General features: G+C 71.0%; 22 protein-coding genes. 10 read left to right on the forward strand and 12 right to left on the reverse strand.

Features of this window, described 5'->3' with window-relative positions:
• Window positions 1-29: 29 nt before the first annotated feature.
• The 5 genes from GA0070617_RS26240 to GA0070617_RS26260 all read right to left on the reverse strand — a co-directional run bounded on the left by GA0070617_RS26240 (window position 30) and on the right by GA0070617_RS26260 (window position 5,656).
• Complete coding sequence (locus GA0070617_RS26240) at window positions 30-1,037, reverse strand: coiled-coil domain-containing protein (RefSeq protein ID WP_175440822.1); 1,008 nt, start codon at window positions 1,035-1,037, stop codon at window positions 30-32.
• 315 nt (window positions 1,038-1,352) lie between these two features.
• Window positions 1,353-2,162 (reverse strand): inositol monophosphatase family protein, encoded by an 810-nt coding sequence (locus GA0070617_RS26245; protein WP_091444304.1) that lies wholly within the window; start codon window positions 2,160-2,162, stop codon window positions 1,353-1,355.
• Window positions 2,155-2,607 carry a response regulator gene (locus tag GA0070617_RS26250; protein WP_091444308.1) on the reverse strand — a complete coding sequence of 151 codons (453 nt, stop codon included), beginning with the start codon at window positions 2,605-2,607 and terminating at the stop codon, window positions 2,155-2,157. Before GA0070617_RS26250 ends, GA0070617_RS26245 begins: the two co-directional genes overlap by 8 nt.
• Window positions 2,604-4,376, reverse strand: a complete 1,773-nt coding sequence (locus tag GA0070617_RS26255; protein ID WP_091447411.1) for a sensor histidine kinase — start codon at window positions 4,374-4,376, stop codon at window positions 2,604-2,606. The genes GA0070617_RS26250 and GA0070617_RS26255 overlap by 4 nt, the downstream gene beginning before the upstream one ends.
• Before the next feature lie 50 nt (window positions 4,377-4,426).
• On the reverse strand, window positions 4,427-5,656 hold the full coding sequence (locus GA0070617_RS26260) for a PP2C family protein-serine/threonine phosphatase (protein WP_229688426.1): 1,230 nt from the start codon (window positions 5,654-5,656) through the stop codon (window positions 4,427-4,429).
• 176 nt (window positions 5,657-5,832) lie between these two features.
• Here GA0070617_RS26260 and GA0070617_RS26265 point away from each other — a divergent pair, with 176 nt between their 5' ends.
• The gene (locus tag GA0070617_RS26265) at window positions 5,833-8,211 is read left to right on the forward strand and encodes a M28 family peptidase (protein WP_091444313.1); all 2,379 of its coding nucleotides are present in this window, start codon (window positions 5,833-5,835) and stop codon (window positions 8,209-8,211) included.
• A gap of 22 nt (window positions 8,212-8,233) precedes the next feature.
• Here GA0070617_RS26265 and GA0070617_RS31845 read toward each other — a convergent pair whose 3' ends face one another.
• On the reverse strand, window positions 8,234-8,572 hold the full coding sequence (locus GA0070617_RS31845; protein ID WP_229688427.1) for a hypothetical protein: 339 nt from the start codon (window positions 8,570-8,572) through the stop codon (window positions 8,234-8,236).
• A gap of 402 nt (window positions 8,573-8,974) precedes the next feature.
• On the opposite strand from GA0070617_RS31845, the gene GA0070617_RS26280 reads away from it, so the two are divergent.
• The 4 genes from GA0070617_RS26280 to GA0070617_RS26295 all read left to right on the forward strand — a co-directional run bounded on the left by GA0070617_RS26280 (window position 8,975) and on the right by GA0070617_RS26295 (window position 12,477).
• Window positions 8,975-9,388, forward strand: a complete 414-nt coding sequence (locus GA0070617_RS26280; RefSeq protein WP_091444320.1) for a GntR family transcriptional regulator — start codon at window positions 8,975-8,977, stop codon at window positions 9,386-9,388.
• Window positions 9,389-9,818: 430 nt separating this feature from the next.
• Window positions 9,819-10,028 carry a hypothetical protein gene (locus GA0070617_RS30205; protein ID WP_139135773.1) on the forward strand — a complete coding sequence of 70 codons (210 nt, stop codon included), beginning with the start codon at window positions 9,819-9,821 and terminating at the stop codon, window positions 10,026-10,028.
• Between the two features lie 134 nt (window positions 10,029-10,162).
• Window positions 10,163-11,605: a PIN-like domain-containing protein gene (locus GA0070617_RS26290; RefSeq protein ID WP_139135774.1), complete on the forward strand. Its 1,443-nt coding sequence runs from the start codon at window positions 10,163-10,165 to the stop codon at window positions 11,603-11,605.
• A 113-nt stretch (window positions 11,606-11,718) separates the two neighbouring features.
• Window positions 11,719-12,477, forward strand: coding sequence for a tyrosine-type recombinase/integrase (locus tag GA0070617_RS26295; protein WP_229688428.1), 759 nt, complete (start codon window positions 11,719-11,721; stop codon window positions 12,475-12,477).
• A gap of 57 nt (window positions 12,478-12,534) precedes the next feature.
• Here the strand turns inward: GA0070617_RS26295 and GA0070617_RS26300 are convergent, their stop codons facing one another.
• From GA0070617_RS26300 to GA0070617_RS26310, 3 genes are all read right to left on the reverse strand, one after another.
• Window positions 12,535-12,789: a Smr/MutS family protein gene (locus tag GA0070617_RS26300; RefSeq protein WP_007073137.1), complete on the reverse strand. Its 255-nt coding sequence runs from the start codon at window positions 12,787-12,789 to the stop codon at window positions 12,535-12,537.
• 72 nt (window positions 12,790-12,861) lie between these two features.
• A complete protein-coding gene (locus tag GA0070617_RS26305) occupies window positions 12,862-13,248 on the reverse strand; it encodes a tetratricopeptide repeat protein (protein ID WP_091444332.1) in 387 nt (128 codons plus the stop codon).
• A 93-nt stretch (window positions 13,249-13,341) separates the two neighbouring features.
• Window positions 13,342-14,112, reverse strand: coding sequence for an ROK family protein (locus GA0070617_RS26310; RefSeq protein ID WP_091444336.1), 771 nt, complete (start codon window positions 14,110-14,112; stop codon window positions 13,342-13,344).
• An 85-nt stretch (window positions 14,113-14,197) separates the two neighbouring features.
• On the opposite strand from GA0070617_RS26310, the gene GA0070617_RS26315 reads away from it, so the two are divergent.
• The 3 genes from GA0070617_RS26315 to arfA all read left to right on the forward strand — a co-directional run bounded on the left by GA0070617_RS26315 (window position 14,198) and on the right by arfA (window position 18,579).
• Window positions 14,198-15,838: an ABC-F family ATP-binding cassette domain-containing protein gene (locus GA0070617_RS26315; RefSeq protein WP_091444340.1), complete on the forward strand. Its 1,641-nt coding sequence runs from the start codon at window positions 14,198-14,200 to the stop codon at window positions 15,836-15,838.
• 151 nt (window positions 15,839-15,989) lie between these two features.
• Window positions 15,990-16,715, forward strand: coding sequence for a methyltransferase domain-containing protein (locus tag GA0070617_RS26320; protein WP_091447448.1), 726 nt, complete (start codon window positions 15,990-15,992; stop codon window positions 16,713-16,715).
• 349 nt (window positions 16,716-17,064) lie between these two features.
• A complete protein-coding gene (gene arfA, locus GA0070617_RS26325) occupies window positions 17,065-18,579 on the forward strand; it encodes an arabinosylfuranosidase ArfA (RefSeq protein ID WP_091444344.1) in 1,515 nt (504 codons plus the stop codon).
• Window positions 18,580-18,699: 120 nt separating this feature from the next.
• On the opposite strand, the gene GA0070617_RS26330 is transcribed toward arfA, so the two are convergent.
• Window positions 18,700-20,169: an amino acid permease gene (locus GA0070617_RS26330; protein ID WP_229688429.1), complete on the reverse strand. Its 1,470-nt coding sequence runs from the start codon at window positions 20,167-20,169 to the stop codon at window positions 18,700-18,702.
• Between the two features lie 251 nt (window positions 20,170-20,420).
• Between GA0070617_RS26330 and GA0070617_RS26335 the strand changes: the two genes are divergently transcribed.
• Entirely contained in the window at window positions 20,421-21,017 is a 597-nt protein-coding gene (locus tag GA0070617_RS26335) for a phospholipase (protein WP_091444347.1), read from the forward strand.
• A gap of 115 nt (window positions 21,018-21,132) precedes the next feature.
• On the opposite strand, the gene GA0070617_RS26340 is transcribed toward GA0070617_RS26335, so the two are convergent.
• Entirely contained in the window at window positions 21,133-23,925 is a 2,793-nt protein-coding gene (locus tag GA0070617_RS26340) for an ATP-binding protein (RefSeq protein ID WP_091444352.1), read from the reverse strand.
• Between the two features lie 155 nt (window positions 23,926-24,080).
• On the reverse strand, window positions 24,081-24,302 hold the full coding sequence (locus GA0070617_RS26345; RefSeq protein WP_091444357.1) for an FmdB family zinc ribbon protein: 222 nt from the start codon (window positions 24,300-24,302) through the stop codon (window positions 24,081-24,083).
• 57 nt (window positions 24,303-24,359) lie between these two features.
• Here GA0070617_RS26345 and GA0070617_RS31850 point away from each other — a divergent pair, with 57 nt between their 5' ends.
• Window positions 24,360-25,943 (forward strand): lytic transglycosylase domain-containing protein, encoded by a 1,584-nt coding sequence (locus GA0070617_RS31850; RefSeq protein WP_229688430.1) that lies wholly within the window; start codon window positions 24,360-24,362, stop codon window positions 25,941-25,943.
• Window positions 25,944-26,002: the final 59 nt, after the last annotated feature.

Consider the following 26,002-nt stretch of genomic DNA (forward strand, 5'->3'; position numbering starts at 1 on the left):
CTGCGATGGTACGCACCCGGACGGACGCATCAGTGCATCGAGGTGTGAACGTGGTTCGTGTGGTCGGCGGCCGGGCTGCCGCTGCCGCTGTAGGACCGCCAACCGGTGCCCGGGTGCCAGATCTGCCGGTACCAGATCACGTAGAGGATGCCGAGGCGGCTGGCGTTGCGGACCTGCCAGGCGGCCAGGCTGTCGCCGTACGACTTGTCCCCGCCGGTCGCGGTCTTGTCCTGGAAGCCACCGGCGGCGGCCGAGAAGTCACAGGCCCGGCCCTTCGGGTGCTCGCCCGACCCGCCGCTACGGAAACACGACGCGTACCGCTTGTAGCCGGCCGCCTTGGTCTCCTGCAGCATGTTGAGCGTCCGGGGGGTGATGCAACCGTTGGCCGGCGTCGGGTCGTTCACCGAGCAGGACTCCCCCGGCCACGACCCGTCGGAGTTACGCGGCGCCGGGCGGGCCGAGGAGGAACTGCCGCCGCTGAACCCGGCGCTGGTGCCGGTGCTGACCGCGGCGAGCGCCCGCTCGGCCTCCTTCTTCTTCTTCGCCATCGTGGCGACCTGCTTCTGCTGCTCCCGGACCTCGGCGTCGATCCCCTTCTTGGCCTCGGCAGCCTCGGCCCGGGTCTCGATCAGGGTGGCCAGCCGCTTGCTGTCCCGCTGGGCCATCACGTCCAACGCGGCCACCCGGTCCAGGAAACTGTCCGGGGTGTCGGCGTTGAGCAGCATCGCCGGGGCGGTCAACCGACCCGTCCGGTACGACTGCGCGGCCACCTCGCCAACCTGCTCGGTCAGCCCGACCAGCCGCTGCTCGACCGTCTTCAGGTCGGCGGTCAGCTTCTTCTGCCGCTTCTGGGAGGCCTCCAGCTTGTTCTTCGCCTCGATGTGCCCCTTGGCGGTGCTCTCCAGGGCGTCCCGCAGCTTCTTCGTCCCGCCCTCGTTCGGCTCGGCGTACGCCGGCACCGCGCCGACACCGAGCAGCACCGTCACGGCGGTCAGCAGGGCGACCAGCAGCCGGCCGCCCCGACGCCGGATGACCATCGTCCTCGGCACGAGAGTGTCCTTCCGTCAGCCGTCGGTGGCCCCGCATCGGCAGGGCCGAGATGGCGATCGATCCGATCGAGGACCCCGCCCGGCGCCGTCCGGCGGCCCACTGGCGGTGACCGCAGGTCACGATACCGGACCCCGCGCCCCGGACCCGCCCGCAGAACCCTCCCCCCGCAAAACATCAACCCAACGCACTCCCCCCCTCACCGTAAGGAAGGGCCCCCTGTTAACGCTTTTGGTCGAGCGGGGCACCCCTCTCACACCTCGGGTCGGGGTAGCACGGGGCGAAGCGAGGCCGGCGGGGGCGGGTCAGTCGGCGAGGAGCGCCGCGTGGGCCTCGGTCCAGACGTCCTCGGAGATCGCGACCAGCAGGCCCTGGTGCTCGTCGGCCGGGTGGTAGTCGGTGCCGTCGAAGCGACGGGCGACCCCGCCGGCCTGGCGGACCAGCAGCGTGCCGGGGACGTGGTCCCAGGGCAGGGTACGCCAGAAGAGAACGAAGTCCCGCTCACCGGTGAGCAGGTCGAGGTACTCCCGACCGGCGCAGTGCTGCCCGGGGAGCAGCCCGCCGAGCCGTTCACCGCCGGCGGCCACCCGGGCCCGGGTGGCCGGCGGCAGGAACCAGGTAGTCGCGCTGCCGCGCAGCCCGCCCGGCGTACGCCCGGTGGTGCGTGGGGTGACCGGCTGGCCGTCGAGGCGGGTGCCCTCGCCCACCCGGGCGACCGCGAGGTTGTCGGCCAGCGGATCGAGGATCCAGGAGGCGACCGGATCGCCGTCGGTCAGCAGGGCCACCATCAGCGCGAACGGTCGCTTGCCGGCGGCGAAGTTGGAGGTGCCGTCGACCGGGTCGACCACCCAGACGTCACCGGTACCCCGGACGTGCCGCAGCAGGGTCGGGTCGTCGGCGACCGCCTCCTCGCCGACCACCACCGAGCCGGGGCGCAGCCGACGCAGGCCGGCGGTGATCGCCTCCTCGGCGCGCTGGTCGGCGATGGTGACCAGCTCGCCGGGGGCCTTCTCGGTGACGTCTGCGGCGTCGAGCTTGCGGAACAGGGGCAGGACGATCTCGGCGGCGGTGTCCCGCAGCAGCTCGCCGACGTCGTCCAGGAGCAGGTCAGCCACGCGGCGGCAACTTGACCACGCTGACGAAGAACTCGTCGATCTGGCGTACCACGGAGATGAACCGCTCGAAGTCGACCGGCTTGGTCACGTAGGCGTTGGCGTGCAGCTGATAGCTGCGCAGGATGTCCTCGTCGGCCTGCGAGGTGGTGAGCACCACGACCGGGATCCGGCAGAGGTGCTCGTCCTTCTTGATCTCCTCCAGCACCTCCCGGCCGTCCCGGCGGGGCAGGTTCAGGTCGAGCAGGATCAGGTCCGGGCTGACCGCGTCCGCGTACCGGCCCTCCCGACGCAGGTACGCCAGCGCCTCGGCGCCGTCGGAGACGACGGTCAGCCGGTTGCGGAGCTTGTGCTCCTCGAACGCCTCCTGGGTCATCAGGACGTCCCCCGGGTCGTCCTCGACCAGCAGCACCTCGATCGGGCTCTTGCCGTCCGCCGGCGCGGTCATCGCACTGTCTCCTTCGTACCGTCCGTACCGCCGTCGCCTGAGGCCCGCGCGGTGTCCTTCCGTGCCGTCTGCCGCCCCACCGGCCCAACCGACTCCGGCCCGGCCGACTCCGGGTCGGCGGCCGTCGAGCCGGTACCGCCAGCAGTCGCCCCGTCCGCACCGGTCCCGCCCGGCGCAGCCGGGCCACCCGGGGCTGCCGACTCACCTTCCGCAGCTGCCTCACCACCGGTCGTACCGTCGGCGGTTGTCTTCACCGTGGCGGCCTCGACGTCCTCGGCGGTGGCCGGGACGGTGAACCGGATCGCCGTGCCCTGCGGGCTGTCGGTGTCGACCCAGACCCGGCCACCATGGTATTCCACGATCTTCTTGACGATGGCCAGACCGATCCCGGTGCCCGGGTAGGCGTCCTTGGAGTGCAGCCGCTGGAAGATCACGAAGATCTTGTCGGCGAACTCCGGCTCGATCCCGATGCCGTTGTCCTGGCAGCTGATCTCCCACTCGCCGTCGACCAACTTCGCCGAGACGTGCACCTTCGGCGGTACGTCGGGACGCCGGAACTTGATCGAGTTGCTGACCAGGTTGGCCAGCAGGTTGGTCAGCAACGGCTCCTCGCCCCGGATCACCGGCAGCTCGTCCCAGGTCAGCTCGGCGTCGGCGTACTGCCGGGCGGCCTCGGTCTGGCCGGCCACGTCCCCCATCACCTTGTTCAGGTCGACCTCGGTGAAGCCGGTGGTGAGCCGCCCGATCCGGGAGAACGCCAGCAGGTCGTTGATCAGACGCTGCATCCGCTGCGCACCGTCCACCGCGAAGGCGATGTACTGGTCGGCCCGCTCGTCCAGCTGCCCCGCGTACCGGCGTTGCAGCAACTGGCAGAAGCTGGCCACCTTGCGCAGCGGCTCCTGCAGGTCGTGCGAGGCCACGTAGGCGAACTGCTCCAGGTCACGGTTGGAGCGCACCAGCTCCTCGGCCTGCTTCTGGAGCTGGCTGTTGACCCACTCGATCCGCTCCCGGGCCTCCCGGACCTCGTCGAGGTCCCGGGCGATCTTCTGCCGCATGGCGTCCACGTCGTCGGCGAGCCCGAGGAACTCCGGCGGCCCCGCACCGCTGATCCGGTGCTGGTAGTCGCCGTCGGCGACCTCCCGTACCTGACCGGCCAGCGAGGTCAACGGTCGGATGACCATCTTCTCCAGCGACAACAGCAGCACCGCGCCGGCCACCGCGACCACCACCGCCGCGATGATCAGGAGCAGCACCAGCAGGTCACCGGTACGCTCGATGTTGGCGACCACCGTCGCGCGGGCGGTGAGGATCTCGGCCTGCAACGCGTCGATCGCGGACCTTATCCCGTCGAACCGCTGCCGGGCCTGGTCGTTGAGGAGCGCCTGACCGGCTGCCGTGCCGGCGGTCTCCGTCGTGTTGATCACCGGCTCGGCCACCAGCCGCCGCCACTGGTCGGCCTGCTCCTCGACCGCGCGGAGCTCCTGCGCGATCTCCGGGTAGTCGTCGATCAGCTCGGTCATCTCGGCGGTGACGGTCCGCTCCTGGCGCACCCCCTCCTCGTACGGGACGAGGTCGGCCCGGTTGCCGCTGACCGCGTACCCGCGGATCGAGGTCTCCTGGTCGAGCAGGGCGCTGAGCAGCTGCTGCCCGTGCACCCGCAGCGGGCCGGTCTCGGTGAGCGCCGCCTCGGTGTAGTTCCGGTTCTGGGTGGCGACCACCGCCTCGGCCCCGGCCAGCGCGACCAGCGCCACCCCCACCACGGTGAGCATCGCGACCACCCGGCGGCGCAGGGTCCAGCCACGTCCGCGTCCGGCCCCGGTCACCGCCCACCACCCCGGCTGACCAGCAGCATCGCCACGTCGTCGGCGAGCGGACCGCCGTTGATCTGCTCGGCCCGCCCGACCAGCCAGGCGGGCAACTCGGACAGCGGCACCGCGTGGTTGGCCGGCTCGTCCAGCAGACCCACCAGGCCGGGCACGTCCAGCCGCTCGTCGCCGCCGTCCACCCGCCCCTCGATCAGGCCGTCGGTGTACATCAACAGGGACCAGTCATCGGTGTCGAACTCCAGGTCGAAGGCCACGGGCCGGCGGGGTCGTACGCCGAGCAGCAGTCCGCCCGGTGCCGGCACCGGCGCGACCTTACCGCCGGCGAGCAGCAGCGGTGGCGGGTGCCCCGCCAGGCGTACGGTCGCCCGGTTGGCGGCGAGGTCCAGCCGGGCGGTGGCCACCGTCGCGAAGATCTCCTGGAGCCGGCGCTCACTCATCAGCACCTGCTCCAACGCCGGCAGCACCTCGTCGTCGGGCACCCCGGCCAGGATCAGCGCCCGCCAGGCGACCCGCAGCTCGACGCCGAGGGCGGCCTCGTCCGCCCCGTGCCCGCATACGTCGCCGACGATCAGGTCCACCCGGTCCGGCCGGGTCTGCACCACGTCGTAGAAGTCCCCGCCGATCAACGCGGCGTGCCGGCCCGGCCGGTAGAAGGTGTTGACCCCGATCTCCTCGGTGGACATCAGCGGCTGGGGCAGCAGGCCGCGTTCCAGTCGGGCCGACTCGGCCTGGCGCAGCTCGACCTCACGCAGCCGGCGGGCGTTCTCGTCGGCCCGTTTCCGCTCCACCGCGTAGCGCAGCGCGCGGGTCAGCAGGACCCCGTCGACCTGCCCCTTGACCAGGTAGTCCTGGGCTCCCTCGGCAACCGCGACGATGCCCAGGTGCTCGTCGGAGCGGCCGGTCAGCACACACACCGCCGCACCGCTGGACATCTCCAGCACCTGCCGCAGCCCGTCCAGACCCTGCGCGTCGGGCAGCCCCAGGTCGAGCAGGACGCAGTCCACGCCCATCACCCGCTTGCGGGCCTCGCTCAGGCTGGTGGCCACCAGCAGGTCGATCATCGAGTTGGTCTCGGCGAGCAGCTCACCGACCAGGAAGGCGTCGCCCTCGTCGTCCTCGACCAGCAGCACCCGCAGCCGCTCACCCGGCGGCAGGTTGGGGTGGGGCCCGTAACCGCCGTGCGGGTACGACGACTCGACCGCGGGACCGGCCCGGCCGGCCATCCGGGGTGACCGGGTGGCCTCCGCGAGGCGCGGGAGATCGCTGGTGATGTCAGGCTCCTTCCGAGTCCTCGCCGAGCATGTATTAGACAACGGTCGCACACAACGCGCCCGCGCCGGCACCGGCATGTCCCGCAGTGGGCCAGGATGGTGCCCACCCCCACCCCCGAGGAGACCCAGTGGGCGTACCCCGTACCCACGCCGAGGACCGGGCCCTGACCCGACCCCGCAACCGTCCGCTCGCCGCGCTGCTCGCGCTCCTCGCCCTGGTGGCGGTGGGTGCGGGCAGCCTGCTCGACCTGCGTACCCCGACGCCACTACCGGCCGACGCACCGGTCGACCAGTTCAGTGCCGGCCGGGCGTTCCCGCACGTCGAGCAGGTCGCGGCCGAGCCGCACCCGGCCGGCAGTCCGGCCAACGACCGGGTACGCCAGCACGTCGAGGGCACGCTGCGCGCGCTGGGCCTGGAGACCGAGGTGCAGGACCTGGTCGCCCCGGAGGCCGGCCAGCTCAGCGGGGCGGCCGCCGGGGCCACCCTGGCCCGGGTACGCAACGTAGTGGCCCGGCTACCCGGCACCGATCCGACCGGTCGGGTCTTCCTGGTCGCGCACTACGACTCGGTGCAGACCGGGCCGGGCGGCAACGACGACGCGGCCGGCACCTCGGCGATCCTGGAGGTGGCCCGCGCGCTGACCAGCGGAGACCGCCCCCGCAACGACATCGTCTTCGTGCTCACCGACGCCGAGGAGGCCTGCCTCTGCGGCGCGGCGGGGTTCGCGGCCGAGCATCCGCTGGCCGCCGACGGTGGCGTGGTGATCAACCTGGAGGCGCGCGGCTCCACCGGGCCGGTGATCATGTTCGAGACGTCCCGGAACAACGCCGCCCTGGTCGACGTCTTCGGCCGGGCCGCACCCCACCCGGTCGGCACCTCCTTCGCGGTGGAGGTCTACCGGGCGCTGCCCAACGACACCGACTTCACCGCCTTCCTCGACGCCGACTTCGTCGGGTTGAACTCGGCGTACATCGACGGTGGGGCGATCTACCACACCCCGCTGGACACCCCGGCCGCGCTGGACCGGGGCAGCCTGCAACACCACGGCGACAACGCGCTCGGCCTGGCCCGGGAGTTCGGCCGGATCGACCTGACCGACCTGGGCGCCGACCACGACGCCACGTACTTCCCGGTGCCGGGCGGACTGGTCCGCTACCCCGGCTGGCTGACCTGGCCGCTGGCGCTGGCCGCGCTCCTGGCCGTCGCCGCGCTGGGCTGGTTCGCCCGACGGCGGGGCCGGGCCACCGGACGCCGGCTCGTCGCCGCCTTCGGGTTGGCGCTCGCCCCGCTCGTCGTCGCCCCGCTGGGCGCGCAGGGGCTCTGGCTGGGCATCACCGCACTACGTCCGGGCTACGCCGAACTGCTCGACCCGTACCGGCCTACCTGGTACCGCCTCGCCGTGCTCACCCTCGCCGTGGCGGTGGTGTCCGGCTGGTACGCGCTGCTGCGCCGGTGGGCCGGACCGGCCGCACTGGCCGTCGGCGTACTCGGTTGGCTGGCCCTGCTCGGGGTGCTATTCGCGGCGCTGGCCCCCGGTGGGGCGTACCTCTTCACCCTGCCGGCCCTGGTCGGCGCGCTCGGCGGGCTGGTCGCGCTGGCCACCCGGGTCGACGGCCCGTGGCCGGTGATCGCGGCGACCGTCGTCGCGGCGGTCGGCGTGATCGTGCTGCTACCCACCGCGATCCTGCTCTTCCCGGCCCTGGGCATGGCGATGGGCGGGGTGGCCGCGCTGGTCACGGTCCTGCTCGGCTTCGCCGCGCTGCCCGTGGTGGACCTGCTGCACCCACCGGCCGGCGGCGCACGCGGCCTGACCGCGCTACGCCACCGCCGCCTCGGCCTGCTGCCCACCCTCGCCGCCGGCCTGGCCGCCGCGATCTTCGCCGGGGTCGGCCTGGCCGTCGACCGCTTCGACGCCGACCACCCCGTCCCCACCCACCTGATGTACGCCCTCGACGCCGACACCGGCACCGCCCGCTGGCTCAGCCGCGAGACCGACCCCCAACCCTGGACCGCCGGGTACGTCGCCGACACCGGCCCGGTCGACGGCTTCCCCGGCCTCGGGGCGGGCGACCTGCGCACCGGCCCGGCCCCCGCCGCCGACCTGCCCGCCCCGAAACTGGAGGTACTCGCCGACACCGGCGCCGGCCCGGCCCGCACCCTGCGGCTGAAGCTCACCCCGCAACGCCCGGTCCGGCTGACCAGCCTGCACGTCGACCTGGACACCGCAACGGTCACCAGCCTCACCGTGGCCGGCCGACCGGTGCCGCTGGGCCGCCCGGAACACCGCTGGAACCTCGGCGTCGTCTTCCACGCCCCACCACCGGAGGGCATCGAGATCACCCTGACCGTCTCGTCCAAGCCGGGCCGTCAGCTGGCACTACGCGTGATGGACGGCAGCGACGGGCTGGACGCGCTACCCGGCTTCCGCCCCCGCCCGCCCGACGTGGGCGTGGTCGGCTCACACAGCTCCGAACTCCTAGCCATAGCCCGCACCTACAAGCTGTAAGGAAGGGCCCCTTGTTAACGCTTTAGGTAGAGCGGGGCACCCCTCTCACATTCCGGAGGGGCTCGTCGGCATCAGGTTGGGGTTCGTCGGCGTCAGGGCCGGTCCGGGACTCGGCAATGTCGGGGGTGGGCCTGGTCGAGGCGCAGCGGGCCCAGCCGAGGAAGCGGCGGTAAAGCTGGGCCACCGGCACGTCGGGCAGCTCCGGCACGGCGTCGAGGTAGTGGGCGGCCAGGTACAGCGACAGGGCGATCGGAGCGCGTCCGTAGTCGGCGAGCAGCGCCTGCCGTTGGGGCTGGCAGGGCCACTCGGCACCACAGGCACCACAGGTCCAGGCCGGCCGCACCGGCCGATGCACGGTCATGATGACCTCCCTCGCCCCGGCACCACACGGCCCGACAGCTCGCGCCTCACCACTGCCGCGTGCCATGGGACGACCGCCACTCGGCCGCGAAGGTCATCAACGGACCGGTGCGCGGCAGTACCCGGGTCGGCGCGTCCCAAGCCGGTCCGGAAGGCCGGGTGCGGTACGCCGATCGGCAGGGGAACTCACTGCCGCACCGGCAGACCCCCTGTCTTTTCCGCCACGACCAGACCGGCCGGTGCCGCCTGACCAGGGCGACAGCCGCCGCAAGCAGATACTGATCTTCTCTCACGTGTCGGGCCATGATTCACCTCTCACCATGAACAACGAGAGCATCACTCTAAGTGCTGTGTTGACGTAAACACAACACTACGACAGCATGAGGTGACCTAGCGTGCGATCGTGAGCAGTGAGAGCGACTTCGATCCCGATGTCGCCACCTGGAAGCAACTGGCGGAGCGGCTACGACAAGCCATCCGCTCGGGTCAACTCGCCCCGGGCCAGCGCGTTCCGACAGAGTTGAGCCTCACCCAGGAGTACCACCTCAGCAGACTCACAGTCCGCCGCGCACTTCAGCAGTTGCGGAGCGAGGGCTTGATCGTGGTCGTCCAGAGTCGTGGCACTTTCGTCAGAGGCGAGCAGGACCGCACCATCGTGACCATGCGTGAAGGCGACCGACTACGGGCTCGAATGCCCGACCCCGAGGAACGACGGAAGTACGGCCTCCAGGAAGGCGAACCTCTCATCCTGGTGACCAGTGCTGACGGCAAGATCGGCGGGTACGGCGCGAATACCACCGAGATCGTCGCCGGCTGACCGAACCTGGGCGAAGTCCCTCTCCGCAGTTGGATACGAAGGGGGTGGTCTACTCCCGCCCGGCGCCAAGCTACCCAGCCGACGAGAGCTGATCGATCAGTACGGCGTTACCGAGCCGATGATCGACCGCGCGATGCAGGTCTCACGGATCAAGGGCATGACCGGGGGAGTTCCCTGCCATCAGCGGCTACGGTGCTCCTACTTCCAGCGGTATTGATCTAGGACAGGGGCGCAAGCGACCAAATCGGGCGACTTGGCGTCTGAGCTGCCGCGAGACATGACATGAATGGTCAACGATGGTCACTGCTGGCTCTCGTTTGACGGCCTGAAGGCGGCATGATCCTGGTGCGGTCACGTCGGGCAGGGACGAACCTGAGGCTGGGAGTTCGGGGGCCACCTTGGGCTCGGCCCCCTCGCTATGGTGAGCGACATGGATCTCCGGTACACCCGCAGCCGATCAACCCGAGTCGGCGGCAATGTAGCGCTTGGAACCGGTCTGCTGATCGCCCTGCTCATGGTCAGTCCGGAGAACCCTCAGACCGGCGGGTACGTCCTGGCCTGCGTGCTCGTGCTGACGGGTGTGGGACTGCGAGTCGAAGCAGCTCTCATCGCCTTGCACGAACAGCGCGGCGGCCGATGATTCCGGGGATTTGAACCCCGATAGTAGTCAGCATCGTTCCGCCTGGTTCCGTCGGTTGCTGTACTTCGCTGCTGCACCCCGCCATCACCACTGGCAGCACTCCCACCGCTCATGACAGGTCAAAGGTTGCATCCGTGACTGATTCTCAGCCGAAGGCTTCCAACAGCGAGCAAGGCATCGCCGGACGCTTTAAATCTTGGTGGTCAGCGGTTCCCGAAGTCGTCGACTTACAAGATTCACTTATCGTTATTGACGCTAGCGCGCTCTTGCACCTCTATCGGATAAGCCCAAGAGCCAGGGAACAAACACTCTCAGTTATGGCTCTGCTCCAAAACCAACTCTTCATTCCACATCAGGCGGCCCAGGAGTTCCATCGGAACAGGTTCGGGGTGGCAACAAGTAGAATTAAACAGTTTCGCGAAACCAGGCAAACTCTTGAGCAGGCTCCAAAAGAAGCGGTAGCGCTCCTAAGGTCCACCGTTGCCAAATTTGAGTCCTTCAGAACAAGAATAATGACCGAGAGGCACTGGAAACCGGACGACCACCATCTTGACGAGAATTCACTGAAACAACGGCTTCACGGCGTCATGGATGCCGCCCTGAGCGAGTTCGAAGCACTTGAAGCGGAGTACGACCTTCGGCCCGGCGATGTCCTCAGGATGGATCCAGTTCTTACTCGACTTGAAGAGATCACTAGCGGCAGAATTGGCTTACCCTACGATAACGATCAATTGGAGCAGCGCATACGCGAGGCGAATGAATTCAGATATCCGAACATCATCCCGCCAGGATATGCTGACGCCCGCAGCAAATCTACCCCATACCTAGCAGCCGGCGATTACATTGTTTGGCGACAAATAATTGACCAGGCCGTAGAGGCGACAGGCGGTGAATTCGTCGCCGTAGTCACTAACGATGTGAAAGAAGATTGGTGGGAACTCGACAAGAGGGGGCGCCCGACGAAAGCCCGCAGTGAACTGAGTCAAGAACTCGTTGAGACGTGCGGCCGTCAACTCAAACTCCTAACGCTTTCCAGCTTCCTCGATATTGCTGCGGTCCAGCTACCGGGGGAGGTCTCCGAAGAGACAGTCGAGCGCGTGCGAGTGTCTGAGGTTGAGACTCAGATGGATTCAGTCATTGAATCCCTGCGGGAGAGCGGGCACCCGAACCTTCTTGCACTGTCGCCCTTTGAACTCGAAGGCCTGGTACGGGCCTTGTTCGAGGCAATGGGGTATACAGCAACGCTGGTCGACTACGATCCGGAGTTAAGTAAGACTTCGAGTCCACGTTCATATGACATCCTCGCCATCGATCCTCGCACGGAGCCGCCAACGCGAACGATCGTCGAGGTAAAGCGCTACAAAAACCTGGTGGCGAGCGAGACGGTTCGTGCACTTTACGGGAGCATGCTTCACGAAGGAGCCGACCGGGGAGCGGTCGTTACCACCAGCCAATTCGGGATAGCATCCAGAGATTTCGCCGACGGTAAAAATATTGACTTGATCGACGGAATGAAGCTTTTGATGCTGCTAAACGAACACCTCGGGATCGACGTGACCTTAACCCATGAAAACTGATCATTAGGCCGATCCGCACTTCCGCCGGCTGCCTCCGCTTTCCACCCATCCCGTCGACCTTCGACCGCACACCGTGGAGCAGGTGGGGCCTGCCCGGACGGAGGTTGTCGGGATTGCCACCAACCATTGTCAGCAACCCTTTCGCGGTCAAGAGCATTCGCCGGCCGAAGCTCGCTCCAACCAAGGTGGTGCCGTGGTCGGTCAACCGATTGACGGCGTTTCGCAAGAACGTGCAGCCCCGGTACCGGGTAGCGGTGGACCTGGGCGCGGGTTGCGGCCTCCGGCAAGGGGAAATCTTTGCGGTCAGCCCCGGAGATCTCGACCCGGCCCGCCCCGTTTTGCATATCACTCGGCAGATCAAAATCGTTCGCGGCTCGCTGATCTTCGCGCCACCGAAGGGCGGCAAGTCCCGCGAGGTTCCGTTGCCGGACTCGGTAGCGGGCAGGCTGAGACAACACGCGCAGGACTGCCTGCCGGTCGCGGTGACCCTGCCGTGGGCGACCCTGACCGGTGAGCCGCGAACTGTAGAGCTGTACCTGACGACACCCACCGGCCTGGCGCTGTCCCGCTCGATGTTCAACTCCGGTTTCTGGAAGCCCGCAATCCGTGCGACCGGCATCCTGGACGACCGACACAACGGGATGCACGTCCTGCGGCACACCTACGCCTCGGTCCTCCTGGACGCCGGGGAGAGCATCAAGGCTCTATCGGCCTACCTGGGCCACGCGGACCCTGGCTTCACCCTCCCGGACCTACCACACCTGCTGCTGGCCAGCGAGGATCGCACCCGCCGCGCCATCGACAAGGCACTCGGTGAAGACCAGGGCAGCGATGATGCTCCGCAAGCCTCTGACGGCCTGGACACGGCATGATCATGGTCCAACGGCCCTGGTAGCGGCCTGCGAGGCAGGTCAGAGGCCATGTCGTAGCTATTTCCAGCGGAAGTGGACGAAGAGGCGGCCGAAGTTTTTCGAGTCCTTCTCCACCCGGTGGTAGAGCTGTTTGACGTCCTTCTGGTCGAGGAACCGCAGCACCCGCTTCTTGAGCTGGCCGGAGCCCTTGCCCGGGATGATCTCGACGAGGGTGGCCTTCTTCGCCACCGCCTCGTCCATGATTCCGCGCAGCGCCCGATCGATGTCCTGGCCCCGGTTGAAGATGTCGTGCAGATCCAGCTTGAGCTTCATACCCCGCCCACCGTCCGCTCAGCTCCGCCGCGTGGCGGACCGGTGAAACCGGCCCGCCACGACAGGCGGCGTTCAGCCGCCCTGACGACCCATGGTAGGGCCGTTGACCCGGGACTCGACCCGGCGCAGGGCGGTGAGGTAGTCGTCGTTGGTGCCGTGCATGGCAGCCGCGATGCGCAGGTGCCGCAGGGCGTCCGCCGGCCGGTTCAGCCGCTCCAGGGTACGGCCCAGCACGTGGTGGGCGTAGTGGTCGGCGGGGTCCCGGTCGACCATCTCCCGCAACTGCTCCTCGGCCCGGCTGAGCTGGGCGGACTGGAAGTACGCCCGGGCCAGCAGCTGCCGTACGGAGGAGTTGTCCGGCTCGGCCGCGACGATCGGCTCCAGCAGCCGGGCCGCCCCGGTCGCGTCACCGGCCTCGAAGAACACGGTCGCCCGCCGGTACTCGGCCAGAAAGTCCATCCGACCCACCTCCTGGTGTCCAGGTCGCCACTTCACCGACGCTGGCACAACATCGCCCCGACCGCGAGTGTTCCCGCAAGGGAACTTGCCGGGTCAGGAGGTCGGGTCGTACCGGTCGGCGGCCAGGCCCCAGGCGCGGACCCCGCCGACGATGCCGGCGGTGTTCGGTACCACCACCACGTCGTCGCCCATCCGGGCCAGTTGCTCGGGGCGGATCAGCCGGGAGTTGCCGCCGCCCAGGTAGAGCCGGTCCCAGCGGAACACCGGCCGCAGCCCCTCCACCACCTGCCGGATCCGGCGGGACCAGAAGGCGTCGCCGAGGCGGCGGCGTTCCGGCTCGCCGACGTACGTGTCGTAGGTGGTGCCCCAGCGCACCGGGGCGTGGGACAGCTCCAGGTGCGGGGCGAGCACCCCGCCGTCGAAGAGCGCGCTGCCCAGCCCGGTACCGAGGGTCAGGACCAGCTCACAGCCGGTGCCCGCGACCACCCCGGCGCCGTGCACCTCGGCGTCGTTGAGCACCAGCACGGGTACGCCGAACGCCTCGGCGAGCGCCGACCGGGCGTCGTACCCGGACCACTCGGCGAAGAGCGTCGGATCGGTCCGGGAGCGGGGACCGGAGCGGGTCACGTAGTGCGGGGTGGCCACCACCACGCCGTGCCGGATCATGCCGGGCATCCCGACGGTCACCCGGTCCGCCGTGGGCAGCCGGGCACCCAGCTCGGTCAGGGTCCGCACGAAGAGTTCCGGCGGCAGCGGGTACGGGGTGGGCACCCGCAACGGCCGGGCCCGCATCGTCCCCGCGCCGTCGAGCACCGAGGCCTTGATCCCGCCGCCCCCGCAGTCGATCGCCAGTGTGGTCACCACTCCGGTGAGTCTGCCTCGTGTCCGGTGGACACCGACGACCGGTGGCCGAAACCCGCTGGCGTCGGCCGCTAGGCTCGGGATTCTGATGAGTGCCACGATGATCGTCAAGGACCTCGCCGCCGGGCACGGTGACCGGCCGCTCTTCGCCGAGTTGGAGCTGGTGGTCGCCCCCGGTGACGTGGTCGGCCTGGTCGGGGCGAACGGCGCCGGCAAGTCGACGCTGCTGCGTACCCTGGCGGGGTTGGCCCCGGTGGAGGTCGGCAGCGTCGCGTTGAGCCCGCCCACCGCGACCGTCGGGCACCTGCCGCAGGAGCCGGAGCGACGGCCCGGCGAGACGGTACGCGACTTCCTGGCCCGCCGGACCGGGGTGAGCGCCGCGCAGGCCGCGCTGGACGCCGCGACGGAGGCGCTGACCGTCGGCGCGGCCGGCGCCGACGACGGGTACTCGGCGGCGTTGGAGCGGTGGCTCGCCCTCGGCGGCGCGGACCTGGCCGAGCGGGCCGAGCAGGTGAGCGCGGACCTGGGTCTCACCGTCGACCTGGACCATCCGATGACCGGGCTCTCCGGCGGGCAGGCGGCCCGCGCCGGGCTCGCGTCGCTGCTGCTCAGCCGGTACGACATCTTCCTGCTCGACGAGCCGACGAACGACCTGGACCTGGCCGGACTGGCCCGGCTGGAGGAGTTCGTCACCGGGCTGCGGGCGGGCACCGTGCTGGTCAGCCACGACCGGGAGTTCCTCACCCGGACGGTGACCCAGGTGCTGGAGCTGGACCTCGCCCAGCAGCAGATCCGGCACTACGGCGGCGGTTACGCGGCGTACCTGCAGGAGCGGGAGGTGGCCCGCCGGCACGCCCGCGCCGAGTACGACGAGTACGCCGACACCCGGGCCGCGTTGCAGGCCCGCGCCCGCACCCAACGGGCCTGGATGGAGAAGGGCGTGAAGAACGCCCGGCGCAAGGCCACCGACAACGACAAGATCGGCCGCAAGTTCCGCGCCGAGGCGACCGAGAAGCAGGCGGCGAAGGCGAAGCAGACCGAACGGCTGATCGAGCGGCTGGAGGTGGTCGAGGAGCCGCGCAAGGAGTGGGAGCTGCGGATGGAGATCGCCGCCGCACCCCGCGCCGGCGCGGTCGTGGCCACCTGCCGGGGCGCGGTGGTACGCCGGGGCGACTTCACCCTCGGGCCGGTGGACCTGCAGATCGACTGGGCCGACCGGGTGGCGGTGACCGGGGCCAACGGGTCCGGCAAGTCCACCCTGCTCGGCGCGCTGCTGGGGCGGCTGCCGCTGGACGCCGGACACACCGCGCTCGGCCCCGGGGTGGTCGTCGGCGAGGTCGACCAGGCCCGGTTGCTCTTCCTCGGCGACCAGCCCCTACTGGAGGCCTTCCGGCTGGCCGTACCGGACCTGTCACCGGCGGACGCACGGACCCTGCTTGCCAAGTTCGGCCTGCGGGCCGGACACGTGCTGCGTCCGGCGGCCACCCTCTCCCCCGGCGAGCGGACCCGGGCGGCGCTGGCGTTGTTGCAGGGGCGTGGGGTGAACCTGCTGGTGCTGGACGAGCCGACCAACCACCTGGACCTGCCGGCGATCGAGCAGCTGGAGACGGCGCTGGCCAGCTACCCGGGCACGCTGCTGCTGGTCACCCACGACCGCCGGATGCTCGACGCGGTGCACACCACCCGCCGCCTGCACGTCGACGCAGGCCGAGTCACCGAACTGGTGTAAGGAAGGGCCCCTTGTTAACGCTTTCGGTAGAGAAGGGTTCCCCGCTCACCGCAGCCCGTTAACAAGGGGCCCTTCCTTGCAATGGGGGGAAAGTGGGTTGAGGGGGGCATGTCGGGCGGGTTACCGGGTATAGGGCCGGCCGGAGGTGGCCATGGTCGCGCTGTCGCAGAGTCCGCCCTCGGCCGAGCGGCTGCGGGCGGTCGACGGGTTCCTCGCCGAGGCGTGGGTGGAGCAGGTGGCGTACGACGCCCGGCTGCGTGACCTCGGGGTCCAGGTGCGCTTCGACCGGGGGGTGGCGCACCTGACCGGCGAGGCGGTCGACGCCGGGCAGCTGCGGCTGGTGCGGGAGCTGGTGGGCCGGCTCGCCGGGGTGTACGGGGTCTGGGGGCGGGTCGGGGTGGCCGGGCGGGCGCCGGTCGTGGTGGACCTGGGCTGCGGCGGCACCAAGCAGTACCCGGGCAACCTCGGGTTGGACATCTTCCCCGCGCCCGGGGTGGACGCGGTCGCCGACCTGTCCGGGTCGTTGCCGCTGGCCGACGACTCGGTGGACGTGCTCTTCGCGGTGCACATCCTGGAGCACCTGATCGACTTCCTGCCGCTGGTGGACGAGTGTCACCGGGTGCTGCGGCCCGGCGGCGTCCTGCATGTGATGAGCCCCTGGTGGGGGCATGTGAACGCGGTCGCCGACCCGACCCACGTCCGGCTGCTGGACGTACAGACAATCAAGGGGATCTGTCTGCAACGGCCGCCGGGCAGCCCGCGCTGGTACCCGCTGCACGCCGGCTGCGACGGGGCCAGCATCTTCGCCGATCTCACCCCGCTGGCCCCGGACGCCGACCCACCCTCCCCCACCCACCTGGCCCGCTTCTTCTCCTGAACAACGACCGATGCACGCGGAACAGCGACCGAGCCTCCCGAGCAGCGACCGACCCTCGCTGAACGAGGACAAACCAGCGTCACCAGCCACTGGGACGCAACGACGAACATCTCTCTCGGCGCGGTACAACATCCGGACGGGATGACCACGCAGCGGCGAGAGAGGTGGTACGCGGTGCGGAACGCCCAGCTGCGGAACAGCGACCGAGCCTCCCGAGCAGCGACCGACCCTCGCTGAACGAGGACAAACCAGCGTCACCAGCCACTGGGACGCAACGACGAACATCTCTCTCGGCGCGGTACAACATCCGGACGGGATGACCACGCAGCGGCGAGAGAGGTGGTACGCGGTGCGGAACGCGCAGCTCACGATCGACCCGGCCTTCGCGGTGGGGCCGGCCGACCGCCGGCTCTTCGGCTCCTTCGTCGAACACCTGGGCCGCTGCGTGTACGGCGGGATCCACGAGCCGGGCCACCCCCGCGCCGACGCCCGGGGGCTGCGCGGTGACGTGCTGGAGCTGACCCGGGAGTTGGGTGTCTCGGTGGTCCGCTACCCGGGCGGCAACTTCGTCTCCGGCTACCGCTGGGAGGACGGCGTCGGTCCGGTAGCCGACCGGCCGCGCCGGCTCGACCTGGCCTGGAAGACCGTCGAGACCAACGCCTTCGGCCTGGATGAGTTCATGAGCTGGGCGGCGACCGCCGAGGTGGAGCCGATGATGGCGGTCAACCTCGGCACCCGGGGGGTGCAGGAGGCCTGCGACCTGCTGGAGTACGCCAACCATCCCGGGGGCACCGAGTTGTCGGACCGACGTCGCCGGCACGGCGCCGAGCAGCCGTACGGGATCCGGCTCTGGTGCCTCGGCAACGAGTTGGACGGTCCCTGGCAGGTCGGCCACAAGACCGCCGACGAGTACGGCCGGCTCGCCGCCGAGACCGCCCGCGCGATGAAGCTGATCGACCCGTCGATCAGCCTGGTGGCCTGCGGCAGCTCCGGCCGGGGAATGCCCACCTTCGCCGCGTGGGAGGCGACCGTGCTGGAGCACACGTACGAGCACGTGGACTACATCTCCGCGCACACCTACTACGATCCGTCCGACGGTGACCGGGCCAGCCTGCTGGCCTCGGCCGTGGACATGGACGCCTTCATCACCGAGGTGGTCGCCACCGCCGACCACGTGGCGGCCCGGCAGCGGCAGACCCGCAAGCTCAAGATCTCCTTCGACGAGTGGAACGTCTGGTACCAGTCCCGGGTCCAGGCCGACCTGGACCGGCGCGGCTGGGTGGAGGCGCCGGCGTTGATCGAGGACGACTACACCGCGGTCGACGCGGTGGTCGTCGGCGACCTGCTGATCACCCTGCTCCGGCACGCCGACCGGGTCGGGGTGGCCTGCCAGGCGCAACTGGCCAACGTGATCGCCCCGATCCGGACCCGTACCGGTGGGCCGGCCTGGCGGCAGAGCATCTTCCACCCGTTCGCGTTGACCGCCCGGTACGCCCGGGGCACGGTGTTGCGCACCGAGCCGGTCGGCCCGACGTACGCCACGAAGCGGTACGGCGACGTGCCGGTGCTGGACACCGTCGCGGTACGGCACGACGAGACCGGCGAGCTGGCGGTCTTCGCGGTCAACCGGGACGAGACCGACCTGCGCCTCGACGTCGACCTGCGGGGCCTACCGGCACTGGCCGGCACCGCCCACACGGCGATGACCGCGCGGGACGATCCGGCGGCGGTCAACACCGAGGCCGAGCCCGACCGGGTGGTGCCCCGCGACCTGCCCGTACCGAAGGCGGACGGCGGCCGGTGCACCGTACGCCTGCCCGCGCTCTCCTGGAACCTCCTGCGCTTCACCCCACCTGAGGGGTAAGGAAGGGCCCCCTCTTAACGCCTACGGTAGAGAGGGGTTCCCTTCTCACCGCCCGCCCCGGCCGGGCCGGGCCGGGGCGGGGCGGGGCGGGCCGGAGCGGGTGCCCCGGCCCGGGCGGAGTCAGTGCTCCTGTCGGGCGAGTCGGTTGCGGCGTCGGCCGTACCCGACGTAAATGAGCCCGCCGAGCAGCAGCCAGGCCAGGAAGCGCAACCAGGTCTCCACGGAGAGGTTCAGCATCAGGTAGACGCAGGCCAGCGCGGAGACGATCGGCAGCACCGGGGAGAACGGCACCCGGAACGGACGCTTGAGGTCGGGGCGGCTGCGGCGGACCAGCGGCACCGCGATCGAGACGATCACGAAGGCGAAGAGCGCGCCGATGCTCACCAGGTCGGCCAGGGCCGACAGGGGCAGGAAGCCGGCGAGCACCGCCACCAGCACCGTCATCGCGATGGTCACCCGGTACGGGGTGCCCCAGCGGGGGTGGATCGCGCCGATCCCCGTCGGGATCAGGCCGTCCCGGGCGATGGCGTAGCCGATCCGCCCCATCGCCACCAGTTGGACCAGGATCACGCTGGTCAGCCCGGAGACCGCGGCGATCGACACGAGCACCGCGGCCCAGCCCGCGCCGACCGCGTTGAAGGCCGCCGCGATCGGCGCTCCCCGGTCGATCTCGGTGTACGGCACCATGCCGACGATCACGAAGGAGACGCCGATGTAGAGCACGGCGGAGACGGCCAGCGTGCCGAGCACCCCGAGCGGCAGGTCCCGGCCGGGCCGCCGGGTCTCCTCGCCCAGGTTCGCCACCGCCTCGAAACCGGTGTACGCGAAGAAGACCACCGCCGCCGCGCTGAGCACCCCGGCGATGCCGAAGACCGACGGCTCCAGTCCGAAGAGCACCTGGGTCAGTGGTTGGGTCAGGCCGGACTCGCCCCCGGGCGGTGCCTCGGCCGGCGGGACGAACGGGGTGAGGTTGGCGGCGGAGATGAAGAACAGCCCGGCGACCACGACGAAGATGCAGATGGCGACCTTCACCACGACCAGCACGTTGGTGATCCGGGCGGACTGCTGGATGCCGATGGTGGCCACCACGCCGAGCAGCAGCACGATGGCGATCGCGCCGACGTTGACCACGCTGCCCTCTTCACCGAACCAGGCGGTCGGCAGGCCGAACAGTTCGGCAAGGTACCCGGACCAGCCCCGGGCGACCACCGCCGCGCCGAGGGCGAACTCCAGCAGCAGGTCCCACCCGATGATCCAGGCGACCACCTCGCCCATGGTGGCGTACGCGTAGGTGTAGGCGCTGCCGGCGGTCGGCACGCTGGCGGCCAGCTCGGCGTAGCAGAGCGCGGCCAGCAGGGCGACCACCCCGGCGACGGCGAACGAGACGATCACCGCCGGTCCGGCGGAGTCGCGCGCCTCCAGGCCGGTCAGCGTGAAGATGCCGGTGCCGATGACGATCCCGACCCCGAACCCCATCAGGTCGAACGGCCCGAGTCGGCGGCGTAGCCTCCGGTTGTCGTCGCCCTCGGCGGAACTCTGGGCGATCACGTCCTTGATCGGTTTGGTGCGCAGCACGGACACCGCGAACACCCACCCTCCCCACCGTGGCCACCCCCGTGGTGGCCGGTGACCGGCGTTGCTACCCAGCCGCCCGGTCCACCAATCACCACTGTCGATATCGATGCCGACGGGACCGGACGCGCCACGACGAAACGTCGCTTTCCGCGCATGTCACCAAGTTCTTTCCCGGCGGAAGATCCATGGCAGGCGATGCAACAACCTGGTCATCATCCGGTGACCCGCCGGTAACACCACACCCCCGCCGCCCTCGGGAGGTTCCCATGTCCCGCCGCCTCGCCACCCGCCTCGCCGCCGCCACCCTGGCCGTGCTGGGTGCGGTCGCCGTCGCCTCGCCCGCAGCCGCCGCCGTCACGCCCCAGCAGAAGCTGACCGTGCTGTCCAGCTGGACCCAGACCAGCGCCACCAGCTACGGAAACTGGAACTCCGCCCGCCTCAACCAGGCCGCCTGGGCGGGCTACTCCTTCAACTGGACGACCGACTACTGCTCGTCCAGTCCGGACAACCCGCTCGGGTTCAAGTTCGACCTCTCCTGCTACCGGCACGACTTCGGCTACCGCAACTACAAGGCCGTCGGCCAGTTCCCCGCCAACAAGGCCCGCCTGGACAGCGCCTTCTACGAGGACATGAAGCGCTCCTGCGGCACGTACAACTCGGTGGTCCGGCCGGCCTGCCTCAGCCTGGCCTGGACCTACTACGAGGCGGTCCGGATCTTCGGCTCGGTCGCCGCGGTGCAACAGTCCGACCTCGACCGCGCCGCGCGGATGAAGGCCGACGCCGAACGGAAGGCCGCCGCCGAGCGACAGGCCGCCGCCGAACGGAAGGCCGCCGCCGAGCGACAGGCCGCCCCGCGCGGCTGAGGCGCACCCCGGGGCCGGCCGTCCCGCCGGCCCCGGGCCGTCGAACCCGGGCCCGTCCGCGCCACACCCGCCGGCGCCGGCCCGCCGACCCCAACCAGCGGTACGACGGGCAGGCTCAGGGCAGGACCGGCGGCGCGGTCTCGGTGTCGAAGCGCAGCGAGTCGGCGGCCAGGTCGGGATGCTCCACCCGCAGCGCCAGCTCCGCCGCCTCCTCCAGGCTCAGCTCGCTGCCCTCGGTGTAGGTGGCGTCGAAGACCGTCTCACCGAGCAGCGCCCGGACCTCCGCCTGCCGGGCCGTCCAGTACTCGTCGTGGATGCCGGGGGTGGAACGCAGACTCGCCCGGGTCGCGTGCGCCGCACCGAAGAACCGGGCCGCGAGGTGCGGTTCACCACCGGCCGCGCAGCGTACGGCGATCGCGTCCAGGGTGTCGCAGGCCCGGCCGTGGAAGCCGTGACTGATCCGGGAGCGCAGCGCCACCAGCAGGTGCTCGTGCGCGGCCACCAGGTCGCCCCGGGCCAGCGCCACCATGCCGAGCAGCATGTCGACCGACCGGCGGCCCCGCTCCACCGGCCGACCCGCCTCGATCGGGCGGGCCGCCCCCAACAGCTCGGCCGCCTCGTCCAGGGCACCACGCCGCCAGAGCAGCTCGGCCAGGCTGAAGACGGCGAAGAGCGCGTCGGCGACCACCGCCTGCTCGTGTGCCCAGTCGATGACCTCCCGGCAGACCCGTTCCGCCTCGTCGAACTGCCCCATGTCGATCAGCGGCGCGGCCCGACCGGCCAGTACCCGGGCCAGCAGGCCCGCGTCGCCGGCCTGCCGGGCCGCCGCCTCGGCGCGCTGCGAGAAGCGCAGCTCCTCGGCGACCTCACCGTCCGCACCGGCATGCAGCGAGTGCATGTGGTACGCCGCCGCCAGCTCGGCCTCCGGAATCTCCTCCCCCGTCTCGGCGATCCGCCCGTAGAGCCGGAACAGCCACAGTCGACCCTCCCGGGCCAGGCCCCGTTCCCGCCACCACTGGTCCAGCCCGCCGGCCAGCCGCAACCCGGCCCAGGCGCTGCCGCCGGTGGCACACCAGCGCAGCGCGGCCCGCAGCTCACCGGCCAACGGGTCCAGGGAGCACAGCGACAGGGTGACCGGTAGCCCGTCCGGGCCGAGGTGGGCCCGTTCCAGGGCATGCGTCGACCAGGCGACGTGCCGTTCCCGGGCGGTCCGCTCCTCACCGGCCTGGGCCAGCCGGCGGGCCGCGTACGCCCGGATCGGATCGAGCATCCGGTACGTGCTGCCGGCGGCCCGGGGCTCGGCCAGGATCATCGACTTGTCGACCAGCACGGAGAGCGGGTCGAGCGGATCGTCGTTCAGCAGCCACTGCATGGTGGGCAGGTCGACCGGCCCGGCGAAGACCGACAGCCAGCGCAGCAACCGGGCGGCCCGTGGCCCCAGGGTCCGGTACGACCAGGTGACCGTGGCCTGCATGGTGACGTGCCGTTCGGCGGCGGACCGGCGGACCGCCCGACTGGCGGCGGTGGCCGGGACACCGCCGGCTGCGGCGGCCACCAGGTCGACGGTGTCCTGCTGGTTGCCGGTCCAGTCCCGCCCGTGAGGGCCCGGATCCGGGTCCTCACGGCCGGCGTCCAACGTGCTGAGCACGTCGTCGAGACGCTCGGCGAGCTGACCGGCGGAGAGCACCCGCAGCCGGGCCGCGGCCAGCTCTATGGCCAGCGGCAGACCGTCCAGCCGCTGCACCACCCGCCGCAGGTCGGCCGTTTCCGCCGGGTCCGGCTGCCGACCCCCCCGGGCGGCCATCGTCCGGTCCAGCAGCAACGCCACCGCGTCGCTCTGCGCGCCGTCGGGCCTCGGATCCACCGACAGCGGCGGGATCCGCCACACCACCTCGCCGGGCAGGCCGAAGGATTCCCGGCTGGTGGCCAGCACCCGTACCCCGCCGCTGCCGGCCAGCAGCCGGGAGATCACCTCGGCCGAGGCGGCGGGCTGGGCGTCGCAGGTGTCCAACACGACCAGCATGCGGCGGGCTGCAGCGTACTCGACAAGGGTGTCCACCATCGGCCGGCCCGGCTCGGGACGCAGGCCGAGCACGGCGGCGACCGCGAAGGCCACCAGGCCCGGGTCGGTCACCGTGGCGATGTCGACGAACCAGACCCCGTCCGGGTACGCCTCGACCATCCCGGAGGCCAGCTCCACCGCGAGCCGGGTCTTGCCGGCGCCCCCCGCCCCCAGCACGGTGACCAGGCGGTGCCGCTGCATGAGCCGGAACAGGTCGGCCCGTTCGGTCTCCCGGCCGACGAACGAGGTGACCTGGGTGGGCAGGTTGTGCGTCACCGTGTCGGCGGTACGCGGACGGGGGAACTGCCGCTCCAGACCGGGGGCCACCAGCTGGAACAGCCGCTCCGGGTCGTCGAAGCCGCGCAGCCGGTGCAGGCCGAGGTCGATCAGGGACGCCCCGGCCGGCAACGGGTCGGCGTGCCGGGCGGTCGCCGCCGAGCAGAGCACCTGTCCACCGTGGGCGGCGGCGGCGACCCGGGCGGCCCGGTGCACCTCCGGGCTGGCGTACTCGCCGTCGCCGGGCTCGGCGTACCCGGTGTGCAGCCCCATCCGCACCTTCGGGGCGGAGTCCGGAGTGGGCCACTCGTGCCCGGCCAACGCGAGCTGCGCGGTCAGGCACGCGGTCAGCGCGGCGGTCGCGTCCGGGAACGCGATGAAGAACGAGTCGCCCTCGGTGAGCAGCTCCGCCCCGTCGGTGGCGGCGAGCGTGTCACGCAGCAGTCGGCGGTGCTCACGCAGCACCGGGCGGTAACCCGGCCCGAGCATCTGGGCCAACCGGGTCGACCCCTCGATGTCGGTGAACACGAAGGTCACCAGCCCGCTCGGGAGGTCGATCGGTGGCGACATGCGTGGAACCTCCGCACCTCACGTCGGTGTCGTGCTCTCCGGGGTCACCGGTATCCGTCGGCTCGACGGTTACCGGTTCAGACCCAAAGGTGCCACTCGGCCTGCTTCCGGGCAAGGTCAGCAGGCCGACAACTGACCACTGGGGACAGTGGAGATCAGCAACCGCACCCGCCGCCGCAGCATCCACCCCCGCCCGCGGCGGGCGCGGAACCGGTCGGGCCGACTCCGCCCCGACCGGTCACCGCGACCGCAGAGAGCAGCTTGACCGTGTCGTCGTGCCCGGCTGGGCAGGCCGCCGGTGCGGCTGCCTGCGCCATCGGGCGGTTGACCTCGAAGGTGTCGCCGCACGCGCGGCAGCGGAACTCGTACCGGGGCATGACACCCAGGGTACGACCGCACCTGACTATCGCTGCGACATGGGTGATACTCGACGGGTGGCGGACGGTGAGGAAGATTCGACGACCCGGCCCCTGCGTGCGGCCGTACCCTCGGCCGAGCCCGGGGCCCAGGCCCCGGAGCCGGCGTCGACGCGGGTGCCCCGCCCCCGACGCCCGTGGCTCGACAAGCTGTGGCACGAGCGTCGCTCCACCGCCCCAGGCTCCGACCCCGGCCCGACGGTGAAACCCGAGCCGACCTCGACCACCGCACCCGCCCCGCTCACCACGAAGGCCGACACCACGAAGGTCGACAGCCCGAAGGTCGACAGCCCGAAGGTCGACAGCGCGCCGGTGGCCACCGGGACCGACATCGCGCCGACCGGAAGCACGTCGCCCACCACCACGGCCGGCGACGCCAAGGCCAGCGACCACGCGGCGGCACGCAACACCAAGGCCGGTGACGCCAAGACGAGCGACGCTGAGACCGGCGACGCCAAGACCGGCGACGCTGGGGGTACGAAAGCCGGGGACGCTGCGGCCGGTGGGGATGCGCCGGTGGCCGGGGCGGTCGGGGCCGTACCGCCGGTGGTGAAGCCCGGGGACCCACCGGCCGGTGCCGCCGGCGCAACGCCGAAGGGCGGCCGACGGCGGCGGATGCAGTTCGCCCACGCGATGCGGGTGCCGCCACGTCAGGCGGCGGTCACCGCGGCCCGCGCCACCCGGGAGTGGTCGCAGCGGCCCAGCGGTCGGCTCACCCTGCCCGGGGTGTTCCTGCTCGCGCTGGTCGGTGCGACGGCTGCGGCCGGCGCGCTGCTGGTGCCGGCCGCGACCCGGGACGCCCGGCCGGTGGCCGCCGACGTCTCCGTCGACCCGACCGGCGAATGGCCGGGACTGCCCGGTGCCACCGCGGTACCGACCGCACCCGGCGGTACGCCTCTGCCCGGCCTGCCCGGCGCCACCGCCGGTCCCGGCCTGCCCGGCGCCGGTCCGGGCCTGCCCGGGGTGACCCCGGGCCCCGACGGGGTGCTGCCGTCGGGACCGGCTGCCGGTCCGGTGGCCACCGGACGTCCCGCCGACGCGCTCACCGCCTGGGCCCAGACCACCGGCGCGAAGGTGGGCATCTCACCGGTGGCCATGCAGGCGTACGGCTACGCCGAGCTGGTCCTCGCCGAGACCGAACGCGGCTGCGGGCTGAGCTGGACCACGCTGGCGGCGATCGGGTTCGTCGAGTCCCGACACGGGCAGGCCAACGGGGCGACCCTGAAGTCCAACGGCCGGGCCGAGGACCCGGTGATCATCGGCCTGCCGCTGGACGGCAACGGTGGCCGGATGCGGATCGCCGACACCGACCAGGGCCAACTCGACGGGGACACCACCTACGACCGGGCCGTCGGTCCGATGCAGTTCATCCCGACGACCTGGGAGGAGATCGGGGCGGACGCCGACAACGACGGGGTCAAGGATCCGCACAACCTGCACGACGCGGCGCTCGCCGCCGGCCGCTACCTCTGCAAGGGTGGCCGGAACCTGACGATCCCCGGTGACTGGTGGGAAGCGATCCTGTCCTACAACGACGTCCGCCGGTACGCTCAGGACGTCTTCGACACGGCGAACCGGTACGGACAGGCCAGCCGCACCTGACGTGCGTTCCGGTGTACTTTGGCGGACCGGAGGCTTCCGTCAGCCACCCGATGCCGGCA

Origin of the sequence: Micromonospora yangpuensis, assembly GCF_900091615.1 — a bacterium.
GTDB lineage: Bacteria > Actinomycetota > Actinomycetes > Mycobacteriales > Micromonosporaceae > Micromonospora > Micromonospora yangpuensis.

Bases quoted from the DNA above. Each gene is read 5' to 3' on its own strand.
- GA0070617_RS26305 (WP_091444332.1), bottom strand. From the start codon at position 13,248: ATGGACTTTCTGGCCGAGTACCGGCGGGCGACCGTGTTCTTCGAGGCC.
- GA0070617_RS26315 (WP_091444340.1), top strand. From the start codon at position 14,198: ATGAGTGCCACGATGATCGTCAAGGACCTCGCCGCCGGGCACGGTGAC.
- GA0070617_RS30205 (WP_139135773.1), top strand. From the start codon at position 9,819: ATGGATCTCCGGTACACCCGCAGCCGATCAACCCGAGTCGGCGGCAAT.
- GA0070617_RS26300 (WP_007073137.1), bottom strand. From the start codon at position 12,789: ATGAAGCTCAAGCTGGATCTGCACGACATCTTCAACCGGGGCCAGGAC.
- GA0070617_RS26255 (WP_091447411.1), bottom strand. From the start codon at position 4,376: ATGCTCACCGTGGTGGGGGTGGCGCTGGTCGCGCTGGCCGGGGCCGAG.
- GA0070617_RS26240 (WP_175440822.1), bottom strand. From the start codon at position 1,037: ATGGTCATCCGGCGTCGGGGCGGCCGGCTGCTGGTCGCCCTGCTGACC.
- GA0070617_RS26345 (WP_091444357.1), bottom strand. From the start codon at position 24,302: ATGCCCCGGTACGAGTTCCGCTGCCGCGCGTGCGGCGACACCTTCGAG.
- GA0070617_RS26340 (WP_091444352.1), bottom strand. From the start codon at position 23,925: ATGTCGCCACCGATCGACCTCCCGAGCGGGCTGGTGACCTTCGTGTTC.
- GA0070617_RS26250 (WP_091444308.1), bottom strand. From the start codon at position 2,607: ATGACCGCGCCGGCGGACGGCAAGAGCCCGATCGAGGTGCTGCTGGTC.
- GA0070617_RS26335 (WP_091444347.1), top strand. From the start codon at position 20,421: ATGTCCCGCCGCCTCGCCACCCGCCTCGCCGCCGCCACCCTGGCCGTG.
- GA0070617_RS26260 (WP_229688426.1), bottom strand. From the start codon at position 5,656: ATGGCCGGCCGGGCCGGTCCCGCGGTCGAGTCGTCGTACCCGCACGGC.
- GA0070617_RS26320 (WP_091447448.1), top strand. From the start codon at position 15,990: ATGGTCGCGCTGTCGCAGAGTCCGCCCTCGGCCGAGCGGCTGCGGGCG.
- GA0070617_RS31845 (WP_229688427.1), bottom strand. From the start codon at position 8,572: ATGACCGTGCATCGGCCGGTGCGGCCGGCCTGGACCTGTGGTGCCTGT.